The organism is Pseudomonas sp. HLT2-19-2, from assembly GCF_054898005.1.
Genome location: NZ_CM142712.1, coordinates 4,354,035 through 4,366,290, shown reverse-complemented (window position 1 = coordinate 4,366,290; position 12,256 = coordinate 4,354,035). Strand labels below are relative to the sequence as shown.

Annotated in this window: 12 protein-coding genes; all 12 read left to right on the top strand. The window is 55.0% G+C overall.

Translation table 11 applies throughout. From position 1 onward, the window contains the following. Positions 1 to 20 precede the first annotated feature (20 nt). The 12 genes from ACYZTU_RS20260 to ACYZTU_RS20205 all read left to right on the top strand — a co-directional run bounded on the left by ACYZTU_RS20260 (position 21) and on the right by ACYZTU_RS20205 (position 12,045). Positions 21 to 2,228 (top strand): bifunctional prephenate dehydrogenase/3-phosphoshikimate 1-carboxyvinyltransferase, encoded by a 2,208-nt coding sequence (locus ACYZTU_RS20260; RefSeq protein ID WP_461971118.1) that lies wholly within the window; start codon positions 21 to 23, stop codon positions 2,226 to 2,228. After that, complete coding sequence (gene cmk, locus ACYZTU_RS20255) at positions 2,225 to 2,914, top strand: (d)CMP kinase (RefSeq protein ID WP_059406801.1); 690 nt, start codon at positions 2,225 to 2,227, stop codon at positions 2,912 to 2,914. The genes ACYZTU_RS20260 and cmk overlap by 4 nt, the downstream gene beginning before the upstream one ends. 120 nt (positions 2,915 to 3,034) lie before the next feature. Beyond that, positions 3,035 to 4,729, top strand: a complete 1,695-nt coding sequence (gene rpsA / locus ACYZTU_RS20250) for a 30S ribosomal protein S1 (protein WP_213939899.1) — start codon at positions 3,035 to 3,037, stop codon at positions 4,727 to 4,729. Between the two features lie 276 nt (positions 4,730 to 5,005). Further along, positions 5,006 to 5,284: a hypothetical protein gene (locus ACYZTU_RS20245; RefSeq protein WP_461965001.1), complete on the top strand. Its 279-nt coding sequence runs from the start codon at positions 5,006 to 5,008 to the stop codon at positions 5,282 to 5,284. A 152-nt stretch (positions 5,285 to 5,436) separates the two neighbouring features. Further along, entirely contained in the window at positions 5,437 to 5,733 is a 297-nt protein-coding gene (ihfB, locus tag ACYZTU_RS20240; protein ID WP_003369729.1) for an integration host factor subunit beta, read from the top strand. Between the two features lie 27 nt (positions 5,734 to 5,760). Then, positions 5,761 to 6,000 carry a LapA family protein gene (locus tag ACYZTU_RS20235; RefSeq protein ID WP_461964999.1) on the top strand — a complete coding sequence of 80 codons (240 nt, stop codon included), beginning with the start codon at positions 5,761 to 5,763 and terminating at the stop codon, positions 5,998 to 6,000. Between the two features lie 230 nt (positions 6,001 to 6,230). Further along, on the top strand, positions 6,231 to 7,307 hold the full coding sequence (rfbB, locus tag ACYZTU_RS20230; protein WP_461964997.1) for a dTDP-glucose 4,6-dehydratase: 1,077 nt from the start codon (positions 6,231 to 6,233) through the stop codon (positions 7,305 to 7,307). Further along, positions 7,304 to 8,197 carry a dTDP-4-dehydrorhamnose reductase gene (gene rfbD, locus ACYZTU_RS20225; protein WP_461964995.1) on the top strand — a complete coding sequence of 298 codons (894 nt, stop codon included), beginning with the start codon at positions 7,304 to 7,306 and terminating at the stop codon, positions 8,195 to 8,197. The genes rfbB and rfbD overlap by 4 nt, the downstream gene beginning before the upstream one ends. Then, positions 8,194 to 9,072, top strand: coding sequence for a glucose-1-phosphate thymidylyltransferase RfbA (gene rfbA, locus ACYZTU_RS20220; RefSeq protein ID WP_461964993.1), 879 nt, complete (start codon positions 8,194 to 8,196; stop codon positions 9,070 to 9,072). Before rfbD ends, rfbA begins: the two co-directional genes overlap by 4 nt. Positions 9,073 to 9,140: 68 nt before the next feature. After that, complete coding sequence (locus ACYZTU_RS20215) at positions 9,141 to 10,064, top strand: glycosyltransferase (RefSeq protein ID WP_461964991.1); 924 nt, start codon at positions 9,141 to 9,143, stop codon at positions 10,062 to 10,064. Beyond that, positions 10,061 to 11,023 carry a UDP-glucose 4-epimerase family protein gene (locus ACYZTU_RS20210; RefSeq protein WP_461964989.1) on the top strand — a complete coding sequence of 321 codons (963 nt, stop codon included), beginning with the start codon at positions 10,061 to 10,063 and terminating at the stop codon, positions 11,021 to 11,023. The genes ACYZTU_RS20215 and ACYZTU_RS20210 overlap by 4 nt, the downstream gene beginning before the upstream one ends. Next, on the top strand, positions 11,020 to 12,045 hold the full coding sequence (locus ACYZTU_RS20205) for an MraY family glycosyltransferase (protein WP_461964987.1): 1,026 nt from the start codon (positions 11,020 to 11,022) through the stop codon (positions 12,043 to 12,045). The genes ACYZTU_RS20210 and ACYZTU_RS20205 overlap by 4 nt, the downstream gene beginning before the upstream one ends. Positions 12,046 to 12,256: the final 211 nt, after the last annotated feature.

Here is a 12,256-nt window from a genome sequence, read left to right as displayed (position 1 = left end):
CACTGCCATCTGCTGAACCTATGATCGGTCGCCTGGTGGTGGTTGGTCTGGGGCTGATCGGCGGTTCGTTTGCCAAGGGTTTGCGTGAAAGCGGCCTGTGCCGCGAAGTGATCGGGGTCGATCTCGACCCGCAGTCGCGCAAGCTGGCGGTTGAGTTGGGCGTGGTGGATCGCTGCGAAGAAGACCTGGCCGTTGCTTGCCAGGGCGCCGACGTCATTCAACTCGCCGTGCCAATCCTTGCCATGGAAAAAATGCTCGGCCGATTGGCCGCCATGGACCTGGGGCAAGCGATTCTGACCGACGTCGGCAGCGCCAAGGGCAATGTGGTGCGTGCGGCAACCGAAGCGTTTGGCGGCATGCCTTCGCGTTTCGTGCCGGGGCATCCGATTGCCGGTTCAGAGCAGAGCGGGGTGGAAGCCTCCAACGCCGAGCTGTTCCGCCGCCATAAAGTGATCCTGACGCCGCTGGATCAAACTGATCCGGCAGCGCTGGCAGTGGTCGACCGTTTGTGGCGCGAATTGGGCGCCGATGTCGAGCACATGCAGGTTGAACGTCACGACGAAGTGTTGGCGGCGACCAGCCATTTGCCGCACTTGTTGGCGTTCGGTTTGGTCGATTCGTTGGCCAAGCGCAATGAAAACCTTGAGATCTTCCGGTACGCTGCGGGCGGTTTCCGCGATTTCACAAGAATTGCGGGTAGCGACCCGGTCATGTGGCACGACATCTTCCTCGCCAATCGCGAAGCTGTCCTGCGCACACTCGATACATTTCGCAGCGACCTCGACGCCTTGCGCGACGCGGTCGATGCAGGGGATGGGCACCAATTGTTGGGCGTGTTCACTCGCGCCCGGGTTGCCCGCGAGCATTTCAGTAAAATCCTGGCCCGCCGGGCCTATGTGGACGCTATGAACTCCAACGACCTGATTTTCCTGGCACAACCTGGTGGCCGCCTGACTGGGCGGATTCGTGTACCGGGCGACAAATCGATTTCCCACCGTTCGATCATGCTCGGCTCCCTGGCTGAAGGCGTCACCGAAGTGGAAGGTTTCCTCGAGGGCGAAGATGCCCTGGCAACCTTGCAAGCCTTCCGTGACATGGGCGTCGTGATCGAAGGTCCGCACCACGGTCGGGTGACCATTCACGGCGTCGGCCTGCATGGCTTGAAGCCTGCGCCGGGCCCGATCTATCTGGGCAACTCCGGCACGTCGATGCGTCTGCTGTCTGGCCTGTTGGCTGCGCAGAACTTCGACAGCACGCTGACGGGCGATGCTTCGCTGTCCAAGCGTCCGATGAATCGCGTGGCCAATCCGCTGCGTGAAATGGGCGCCGTGATCGAGACCGCTGCTGAAGGTCGTCCACCGATGACCATTCGTGGCGGCAATAAGCTCAAAGGCCTGACCTACACCATGCCTATGGCCAGCGCTCAGGTTAAGTCCTGCCTGCTGCTGGCGGGTTTGTACGCCGAAGGCAAGACCACCGTCACCGAGCCGGCGCCAACCCGCGACCACACCGAGCGCATGCTGCGTGGCTTCGGCTACCCGGTCACCGTCAACGGTGCGACCGCTTCGGTCGAGTCCGGCCACAAACTGACCGCGACCCACATTGAAGTGCCGGGTGACATTTCGTCGTCGGCGTTCTTCCTGGTGGCCGCATCGATCGCCGAAGGTTCGGAGTTGGTGCTCGAGCACGTCGGCATCAACCCGACCCGTACCGGCGTGATCGACATTCTGCGTCTGATGGGCGCTGACATCACCCTGGAAAACCAGCGTGAAGTCGGCGGCGAGCCGGTGGCGGATCTGCGCGTACGTGCAGCTAAACTCAAGGGTATCGAGATTCCCGAAGCGCTGGTTCCGCTGGCCATCGACGAATTCCCGGTGCTGTTCGTGGCCGCCGCTTGTGCCGAAGGGCGCACCATCCTGCGTGGCGCTGAAGAGCTGCGGGTCAAGGAGTCGGACCGGATTCAGGTCATGGCTGACGGCTTGCTGGCACTAGGCGTCAAATGCGAACCGACCCCGGACGGCATCATTATCGACGGCGGCCAGATCGGCGGCGGCGAAGTGCATGGCCACGGCGATCACCGGATTGCGATGGCCTTCAGCGTTGCTTCGCTGCGCGCCACTGCACCGATCCGCATCCATGATTGCGCCAACGTCGCGACGTCGTTCCCGAACTTCCTCGCGCTGTGCGCGCAGGTCGGTATCCGTGTTGCACAAGAGGCTCAGTCGTGATTATCAAGCCACCGGTCATCACCATCGACGGGCCTAGCGGTTCGGGCAAGGGCACTATTGCCGGGATTCTGGCCAAGCGTCTGGGCTGGTGCCTGCTGGATTCCGGTGCGCTGTACCGTCTGCTGGCATTCGCGGCGCGTAACCATGGGGTCGATCTGACCAATGAAGAGTCGCTGAAGCTGCTGGCCGCTCATCTGGACGTGCAGTTCGTCGGCGCGACCGAAGGTCATCCGCAACGAATCATTCTCGAAGGTGACGATGTCACTGATGATTTGCGCAATGAACAAGTCGGTGCATGGGCCTCGCAAGTGGCCGCTCTGCCGGCGGTGCGCGACGCCTTGCTGCAGCGCCAGCGGGCGTTTCAGGAGCCGCCGGGTCTGGTAGCCGATGGTCGCGACATGGGCACGGTGGTTTTCCCCGATGCGCCGCTGAAGATATTCCTGACTGCCAGTGCCGAGGAGCGTGCTCGCCGTCGATACTTGCAGTTGAAGGGCAAAGTCGATGGTGTTAGTCTGTCGAGTCTGCTAGATGAGATACGTGCACGCGATGAGCGTGACACCCAGCGAGCGGTAGCCCCGCTCAAACCGGCGGCTGACGCCATACAGCTGGATTCCACGGAATTATCCATCGATCAGGTGCTGGAACGCATCATGAGTGAGATCGCCATTCGCGATATCGCCGGGTGACCAAGAAGCGCCACAGGGGACCAGTCATAGTCTTGCGGTGCTTCTTCTAATGAACATAACCCACGTCGTCTGGGATGTGGAGATGGGCGTATCCTTCGCCCTTATTCAACAGGAATTAAAATGAGCGAAAGCTTTGCGGAACTCTTTGAAGAAAGCCTAAAAACCCTGAACCTTCAGGCAGGCTCCATCATCACCGGTGTTATCGTTGATATCGATTACCAAGCTCGCTGGGTAACCGTTCACGCTGGCCTGAAGTCTGAAGCACTCATCCCGCTTGAGCAGTTCTACAACGATGCTGGCGAACTGACTATCAACGTCGGTGACGAAGTTCACGTTGCTCTGGACTCGGTTGAAGACGGCTTTGGTGAAACCAAGCTGTCCCGTGAAAAAGCCAAGCGCGCTGAATGCTGGATTGTTCTGGAAGCAGCCTTCGCAGCCGAAGAAGTGGTCAAGGGCGTTATCAACGGTAAGGTTAAAGGCGGCTTCACTGTCGACGTTAACGGCATCCGTGCGTTCCTGCCAGGTTCTCTGGTTGACGTTCGTCCAGTGCGCGACACCACGCACCTGGAAGGCAAAGAGCTGGAATTCAAGGTCATCAAGCTTGACCAGAAACGCAACAACGTTGTCGTTTCCCGTCGTAGCGTCCTCGAAGCCGAGAACTCCGCTGAGCGTGAAGCTCTGCTGGAATCCCTGCAGGAAGGCCAACAAGTCAAAGGTATCGTCAAGAACCTCACCGATTACGGCGCATTCGTCGATCTGGGTGGCGTCGATGGCCTGCTGCACATTACCGACATGGCTTGGAAGCGTATCAAGCATCCTTCCGAAATCGTCAACGTTGGCGACGAGATCGATGTCAAGGTTCTGAAGTACGATCGCGAACGCAATCGTGTTTCCCTGGGCCTCAAGCAACTGGGCGAAGATCCATGGGTTGCTATCAAAGCCCGTTACCCAGAAAGCACCCGCGTTACCGCTCGTGTAACCAACCTGACCGACTACGGCTGCTTCGCTGAGCTGGAAGAAGGCGTTGAAGGCCTGGTACACGTTTCCGAAATGGACTGGACCAACAAGAACATCCACCCTTCGAAAGTCGTACAAGTCGGCGACGAAGTGGAAGTTATGGTTCTGGACATCGACGAAGAGCGTCGTCGTATCTCCCTCGGCATCAAGCAGTGCAAATCTAACCCATGGGAAGATTTCTCTGGCCAGTTCAACAAGGGCGATAAAATCTCCGGCACCATCAAGTCGATCACCGATTTCGGTATCTTCATTGGTCTGGACGGCGGCATCGACGGTCTGGTTCACCTGTCCGACATCTCCTGGAACGAAGTGGGCGAAGAAGCCGTTCGCCGCTTCAAGAAGGGCGACGAGCTGGACACCGTTATCCTGTCGGTTGACCCAGAGCGCGAGCGTATCTCCCTGGGTATCAAGCAACTGGAAAGCGATCCGTTCTCCGAGTACGTTCAAGAGAACGACAAAGGCGCAATCGTTAAAGGCATCGTGAAAGAAGTTGACGCTAAAGGCGCCATCATCACTCTGGCCGACGATATCGAAGCGACTCTGAAAGCCTCCGAAATCAGCCGTGACCGCGTTGAAGACGCGCGCAACGTTCTGAAAGAAGGCGAAGAAGTAGAAGCCAAGATCATCAGCGTTGACCGCAAGAGCCGTGTAATCCAGCTCTCCATCAAGTCGAAAGACGTTGAAGAAGAGAAAGAAGCAATCCAAAGCCTGCGCGACAAGCCAGCTTCGGATGCTCCTGCTGCTGGTCCTACCACTCTGGGCGACCTGTTGCGTGCACAAATGGAAAAACAGAACTAAGTTCTGTCAGACCATAGAAAAAGGGCGACTTCGGTCGCCCTTTTTTTTGTGGGCGGAATTCGGCGAACGCACCGCTCAGGACATACATGATCACTTGTAGGAGCTGCCGAAGGCTGCGATCTTTTGATCTTGATTTTTTGCTACCTCACATCCAACGATGAACCATTGTTCCTCCCTAACTGTCTCTTTCTTTAACAGGATCAATCGTTTATTTACAGCTAGTCTCTAGCCTGAAGCGAACGACAGTCGGGCGGCGTGCCCGGCCTAAGGAAGCGAATGAACAAGCTCATTGTCGTAATAGCAGTACTGGCATTGGCGGGTTGCACTACTAGTGCCAAGACTCGCGCGGTGCGTGGGGTCAGTGGCATCGAGATCGATTGTTCCGGACTGGGATCGGGATGGGAGAAGTGTCACAAGCGAGCGAACAAGGAGTGCAAGGCGGCGGGCTACAAAGTTGTGGTCAGGTCCGATGATGCCAAAGACGAGGATGAGTACCCCTTTGGCTTCAATCCTGCGGGCTATCTGACGCGCACCATGCTGGTTATCTGTAGATGAGTGCGTGAGTGCACGATCAGTGTTCCGCTGCTCTGGAAGAGGGCATCTCATTGCGGGTGGAGTATGTCAAAAACTCGGGCTGTTCAAATTCATCCGGGCGTGCTAAAACCTTTGAAGCGCTGATCTAGCTGCTTGAAAAAGAAGGGAAAAATATGACGAAGTCGGAGTTGATCGAACGAATTGTCACCCATCAAGGGCTGCTCTCATCCAAGGATGTGGAGCTGGCCATCAAGACCATGCTTGAACAAATGTCCCAATGTCTGGCCACCGGTGATCGCATCGAGATCCGTGGGTTTGGCAGCTTCTCTTTGCACTATCGCGCGCCGCGCGTAGGTCGCAATCCAAAAACCGGTCAGTCCGTCAGCCTCGACGGCAAATTCGTGCCGCATTTCAAGCCAGGCAAAGAATTGCGCGATCGTGTGAACGAGGACGAGGAGGAAGGGCTTTGACGGCCGCCGCAGTTCAAGGAACCGCTCATGCGTAACCTCAAGCGCGTACTGCTCGCCGTATTCGTCCTGTTGCTGGTTTTGGCAATCCTCGCGTTCGTTCTCGAGAATCAACAATCGGTTTCCCTACTGTTCCTGGGTTGGACGGGGCCGCAACTACCGGTATCGCTGATCATAGTTGTTGCATTGTTGATTGGGATGGTTATCGGGCCGATTCTTGGCTGGTTTCTGGGGCGTACGTCCAGAGTCTCACGCAAGCGCCTTGTCTGATTGCGACATGACGCGCAAGGCGCACTAAACTTTAGCCACGGCTTGTCTATATCCATTAGTAAAACCGTCATTAAGCTGTAAAATGCTGCGCTTGTCCGATAGTGGCATATGCCCACGTCGGTTCAAACTGACTCTGTCAGAGGCCTCAGCTGACTTGATGGCTTCTGCATTCATGGATTAGACAGTGCTCGGTTGGCGGCCCTGTCAGTAGCTCAAGGGTATGGCTTCGCGTGAGAATTCTAGTAACCGGCGGCGCCGGGTTTATCGGCTCGGCGGTCATCCGTCATATCATCTCCAACACTGCCGATGCTGTCGTTAACGTCGATAAGCTTACTTACGCCGGTAACCTTGAGTCATTGGCCGAAGTTAGCCAAAACTCGCGGTATGTGTTCGAGCGCGTCGACATCTGCGACCGCGATCAGGTCGACCGTGTCCTGCGTGAACACCAACCGGATGCGATCATGCACCTGGCCGCAGAGTCCCACGTTGATCGCTCGATCTCTGGCCCGTCTGAATTCATCCAGACCAACATCATCGGCACTTACACCCTGCTGGAAGCTGCACGCCACTATTGGGCGGCGCTGGATGGTGCGCGTAAAGCCACCTTCCGCTTTCACCATATTTCGACTGACGAAGTTTACGGAGACCTCGAAGGTCCGGAAGACCTCTTCACCGAAACCACGCCGTATCAGCCAAGCTCGCCATACTCCGCCAGCAAAGCCAGTTCCGATCACCTGGTTCGCGCCTGGAGCCGTACTTACGGCTTGCCGACCTTGGTCACCAACTGCTCGAACAACTACGGTCCGTGCCACTTCCCCGAGAAGTTGATCCCGCTGATCATTCTCAATGCTCTGGAAGGCAAGCCGCTGCCGGTCTACGGCAAAGGTAATCAGGTCCGCGACTGGCTCTACGTCGAAGATCACGCCCGCGCACTGTACAAAGTCGTGACCGAAGGCGTTCTCGGCGAGACGTACAACATCGGTGGCCATAACGAAAAGCAAAACATCGAAGTGGTGCATACCCTGTGCGCGCTGCTCGACGAACTGCGTCCCGATTCTGCTCACCGTCCACATGCCAGCCTGATCACCTATGTTCAGGATCGCCCGGGCCATGACCAGCGCTACGCGATCGACGCCAGCAAAATCCAGCGTGAACTGGGTTGGACGCCGGAAGAAACCTTTGAAACCGGCATCCGCAAAACGGTCGAGTGGTACCTCGCCAATACTGAATGGGTCGCTCACGTGAAGAGCGGCAGCTATCAGCAGTGGATCGATCAGAACTACGCAGATCGTTCGAACAAAGCATGAAAATCCTGCTGCTTGGAAAAAACGGCCAAGTGGGCTGGGAGCTGCAGCGCTCCCTCGCACCGCTTGGCGAGTTGATCGCGTTGGACCGACATGTTGTCGATGGTTTGTGTGGCGATCTGTCCGATCTCGACGCCTTGCGCGCGACGATCCGCCAGGTCAAACCTGACGTCATCGTCAACGCTGCGGCCTACACCGCCGTCGATAAAGCCGAGTCCGAGACTGGATTGGCTGACCGTGTGAACGGTCAGGCAAGCCGAGTCATGGCCGAGGAGGCCACGACCCTGGGTGCGTGGCTGATTCACTACTCGACCGACTACGTCTTCAGCGGCCTGGGTTCAGCGCCGTGGCGAGAGTCAGATGCAGTCGCCCCGGTGAATCACTACGGCACCAGCAAACTGGCTGGTGAGCGGGCTATTACCGCGTCGGGCTGCAAGCATCTGATCTTCCGTACCAGTTGGGTCTATGGCGCCCGCGGCAAAAACTTCGCCAAGACCATGCTGCATCTGGCCAAGGATCGCGAAACCTTTAGCGTCATCGCCGACCAGATCGGAGCCCCGACGGGTGCAGACCTGATTGCCGATGTGACCGCGTTGGCCATTCAGCAAGTTCTGCAACGTCCCGAGCTGTCGGGCTTGTATCACTTGGCGGCCAGTGGCGAAGTGTCCTGGCACGGCTATGCTAGCCATGTGATCGACTTCGCTCAAGCCAACGGTGAGCAGCTTGCCGTCACGGCGATCAATCCGATTGAAACGATCGCTTATCCAACACCGGCGCGCCGCCCTTTGAATTCGCGTTTGAATACTCAGAAGCTGCGTGACAATTTTTCTCTACACTTGCCGGATTGGCAAAGTGGCGTAACCCGAATGCTTAGGGAGGTTCTGAATAAATGACCACGACCAATCGTAAAGGCATCATCCTCGCCGGTGGTTCGGGTACGCGCTTGCATCCGTTAACCCTCGGTGTGTCCAAGCAGATGCTGCCGATCTACGACAAGCCGATGATCTTTTATCCGCTTTCAGTGCTGATGCTTGCGGGCATGCGTGAAGTCCTGATTATCTCCACGCCTGAAGACTTGCCATGTTTCCGCAAGTTGCTGGGTGACGGCAGCCTGTACGGCATCAAGCTGACCTACGCCGAACAACCTAGCCCGGATGGTTTGGCGCAAGCCTTCATCATTGGTGAAGAGTTCATCGGCGAGAATCCTTGCTGTCTGATCCTCGGTGACAACATCTTCTACGGTCAGCACTTCTCGGATAACCTGCGTTCCGCCAGCTCTCAACAGCATGGCGCTACTGTATTTGGCTACCACGTTTCCGATCCGGAGCGCTTCGGTGTTGTTGAGTTCGACAAAGCCGGTCGTGCACTGAGCATTGAAGAGAAACCGTTGAAGCCAAAATCCAACTACGTGGTGACTGGCCTTTACTTCTACGACAACAAGGTCGTTGAGATCGCCAAGAGCATCAAGCCGTCCCCACGCGGCGAGCTGGAAATTACTGACGTCAACCGCGCCTATCTTGACCAGAATGCTCTGAACGTCGAAATTCTTGGTCGCGGTTTCGCCTGGCTCGACACCGGTACTCATGAGTCTTTACTTGAAGCCAGTCACTTTGTGCGCACTATCGAACAGCGTCAGGGACTGAAAGTGGCTTGCCTGGAAGAGATTGCTTACAACAATGGCTGGATTACCCCAGAGCAATTGGGTGCTCAGGCAGAGCGTCTCAAGAAGACTGGCTATGGTCAGTACCTGCAGAGGTTGTTGGGCTAGTGTTTCCACTGACCTGTGAGCGTCCTCTTTTCGATTTGAAGTGTTAAACCAATGCAAGCAGGATTGGCATGCCAGTAAAATATCCACAGGTAGCAGTTTTGCTGGCTGCGTACAATGGAATGCGGTGGATCGAAGAGCAGATCGCCTCGATCCTAAGTCAGTCAGCGGTAGATGTTACCGTCTATATAAGTGTTGATCCTTCGACAGACGGCACCGAAGCCTGGTGCGCTAGCTTCTTCGCTGAACGCAGCGATGTGGTTTTGCTACCGGCTGCCGGCAATTTCGGTGGCGCAGCACGCAATTTCTTCCGTCTCATTCGTGATGTCGATTTCGAGGGTTATGACTTCATCGCGTTCTCTGATCAGGATGACATTTGGCACTCGGACAAGCTCGAGCGGGCCACCCAGGCTTTGCTGACACGTGAATTTGATGCGTATTCAAGTAATGTAACGGCTTTCTGGTCGGACGGTAAAACACATTTGTTGGACAAGGCGCAACCGCAAGTTACCTGGGATTTTTTGTTTGAGGCTGCTGGGCCGGGTTGTACTTATGTGTTGAGCAAGAGATTGGCGGACTCGCTGAAGGACTCCATGCTTGCCAATTGGCAGCGATTACAGGAAGTCAGTTTGCATGACTGGTACTGTTACGCCTTTGCCCGAAGTCACCAATACAAATGGTTCATCGACCCGGTTCCATCCATGCTGTATCGCCAGCATGATAGTAATCAAGTAGGGGCTAATACTGGATTGGCTCCTTTGATTGCCCGATATAAAACGATTCATGACGGCTGGTGGTTTACTCAAGTGCGATTGATTGCTTCATTGGTGGGCCAGAGCAGAGAACCTTTTGTTGAAACCTGGCTGGAATTAGGACACAGGCAGTTATTGAAGCTTGCCTTTAGCGCCTGGATATGCCGGCGACGGTTCCGCGATAAAGTGTTCTTCTTTTTTATCTGTTGTACCACTGCAGTTGTTGGAAAGAGGACTAAATGAAAGGCCCACAAGTTTTGGTGACGGGGGCGAACGGGTTCGTTGGTGAGGCATTGGTCTTCCGGCTTTTACTCGATAAAAAATTCACCCCGGTTGCCGCCGTGCGCAGTGTTACACGATTGCTTGGTTTGTGCCGGGTAGTCCCTTTCGACCTTACTGACACAGCTGCATCGCCGGCCCTGAATGACGTTCAAGTAGTGATCCATGCCGCGGCTCGAGTGCATGTGATGAACGAAACCTCAACGGACTCTCTTTCGGAATTTCGCAAAGTTAATGTGGACGGAACCGTTAGGCTCGCCCAGAAAGCTGCCGAGTCAGGGGTGAAACGATTCATTTTTATCAGCTCAATCAAGGTTAATGGCGAAAGTACCGCACCACGGAGTTCTTTTAAGGCTGACGATCCTCCAGCACCTGTAGATCCGTACGGAGTCTCGAAACAAGAAGCTGAAGATGCTTTGAAGCAGATTGGCCTGAGCACAGAAATGGAGGTTGTTATTATCAGACCGCCACTCGTGTATGGCCCGGGGGTGAAAGCCAATTTTTTATGCATGATGAGTTGGCTGCACCGAAACATACCGTTGCCATTGGGGGCCATTAATAATCAACGCAGTCTGGTGGCGCTTGAGAACCTTGTGGATCTCATTGTGACCTGTATCGATCATCCTTCGGCGGCGAATAATATCTTTCTGGTTAGTGATGGTGAGGACCTATCTACAACTTTGTTGCTTCGGCGCATGGCTCACGCCTTAGGCACGAAAGCATGGCTGCTCCCGATACCTGATTTTGTATTGAGTTTAAGTGCTTCACTCCTGGGTAAAAAAGCAGTTGTTCAGCGTTTGTGCAGCTCGTTGCAGGTTGATATTAGCAAGACATGTGATGTTTTGAATTGGCGTCCTTCGGTAAGTGTGGATAAAGCTTTACGCAAAACCGCCGACCATTATCTGGATAAGTTAACGAAATGACTTTTTGGTTGTTGCTATCTGCTGTGCTCGCAAGTTCCTGGTTGCTGACCTATGTCTTACGTCGTTATGCCTTGGCCAAGAGTTTAATGGACATACCAAACGAGCGCAGTTCCCATACTGTACCTACGCCTCGCGGAGGCGGGGTGGCTATTGTGGTGGCATTTGCAGGGGCGCTGCCGATGTTGGCTGCTCTGGGTCTGCTTGGTATGCCTTTGCTTACAGGATTACTGGGCTCGGGAGTTTTGGTCGCGCTTATAGGCTTCGCCGATGATCATGGTCATATTGCTGCTAGATGGCGGCTCTTGGGGCATTTCATTGCAGCTGGCTGGGCGCTGTACTGGCTTAATGGCCTCGCATCCATTTCATTTTTTGGTACGGCGATTGACTTGGGCTGGTTTGGCAATGTTCTCGCGCTGATTTACCTTGTCTGGATGCTGAACCTCTACAATTTTATGGACGGGATTGATGGCTTGGCCAGCGCTGAGGCCATATGTGTATGTCTGGGGGCATGTGCGTTGTATTGGCTTGGTGGTTACGCCAACCTGATATGGGTTCCGTTCGTTTTGGCTGGAGCGGTGGCCGGGTTTCTATGCTGGAATTTTCCTCCCGCGCGCATCTTTATGGGAGATGCGGGCAGTGGATTTCTAGGCTTCATTCTCGGTGGTTTAGCGCTCCATGCGGCTTGGACTGCGCCGGAGTTGCTTTGGAGTTGGTTGATTCTGCTCGGAGTTTTCATTGTTGATGCTACCTGGACGTTGCTGCGACGTTTGATGCGTGGAGACAAAGTTTCTCAGGCGCATCGCAGCCACGCCTATCAGTATGCATCCCGTCGTTTCAAGAGCCATCGAGTCGTAACGCTTGGGGTTGTCGTCATTAATCTTGTTTGGTTGGTGCCAATTTCGATTTTTGTTGGGCTGGGATTGCTGAACGAAATGCTCGGAATATTACTTGCGTACACTCCGCTCATCTTTATAGCCTGTTTATTTAATGCGGGAGCGTTGGAGGAAAAGGCTGATTCTTGAGTAGTAAGGCTCTCCATTTGCCACGTTAGGAAATATATTTCGTAAGCGCTCCATCGTGCCAAGTGAGAGTTTATTGCGGTGCAGAGAATAAAAACATACTTCCGTTTGGTTTTAATGTGGCTGCCATTTAAACTATTGGGAAGTTCGGGTGCCAGTTGGTGAAAGATAATTCGTTGTAAGGTTAGCCAAAGCCGTGTTGGGAAATGGCTTT

Coding starts and splice junctions, on each gene's coding strand:
- ACYZTU_RS20260 (WP_461971118.1), top strand. CDS start 21: ATGATCGGTCGCCTGGTGGTGGTTGGTCTGGGGCTGATCGGCGGTTCG.
- rpsA (WP_213939899.1), top strand. CDS start 3,035: ATGAGCGAAAGCTTTGCGGAACTCTTTGAAGAAAGCCTAAAAACCCTG.
- ACYZTU_RS20245 (WP_461965001.1), top strand. CDS start 5,006: ATGAACAAGCTCATTGTCGTAATAGCAGTACTGGCATTGGCGGGTTGC.
- ihfB (WP_003369729.1), top strand. CDS start 5,437: ATGACGAAGTCGGAGTTGATCGAACGAATTGTCACCCATCAAGGGCTG.
- ACYZTU_RS20235 (WP_461964999.1), top strand. CDS start 5,761: ATGCGTAACCTCAAGCGCGTACTGCTCGCCGTATTCGTCCTGTTGCTG.
- rfbD (WP_461964995.1), top strand. CDS start 7,304: ATGAAAATCCTGCTGCTTGGAAAAAACGGCCAAGTGGGCTGGGAGCTG.
- rfbA (WP_461964993.1), top strand. CDS start 8,194: ATGACCACGACCAATCGTAAAGGCATCATCCTCGCCGGTGGTTCGGGT.
- ACYZTU_RS20215 (WP_461964991.1), top strand. CDS start 9,141: ATGCCAGTAAAATATCCACAGGTAGCAGTTTTGCTGGCTGCGTACAAT.
- ACYZTU_RS20210 (WP_461964989.1), top strand. CDS start 10,061: ATGAAAGGCCCACAAGTTTTGGTGACGGGGGCGAACGGGTTCGTTGGT.
- ACYZTU_RS20205 (WP_461964987.1), top strand. CDS start 11,020: ATGACTTTTTGGTTGTTGCTATCTGCTGTGCTCGCAAGTTCCTGGTTG.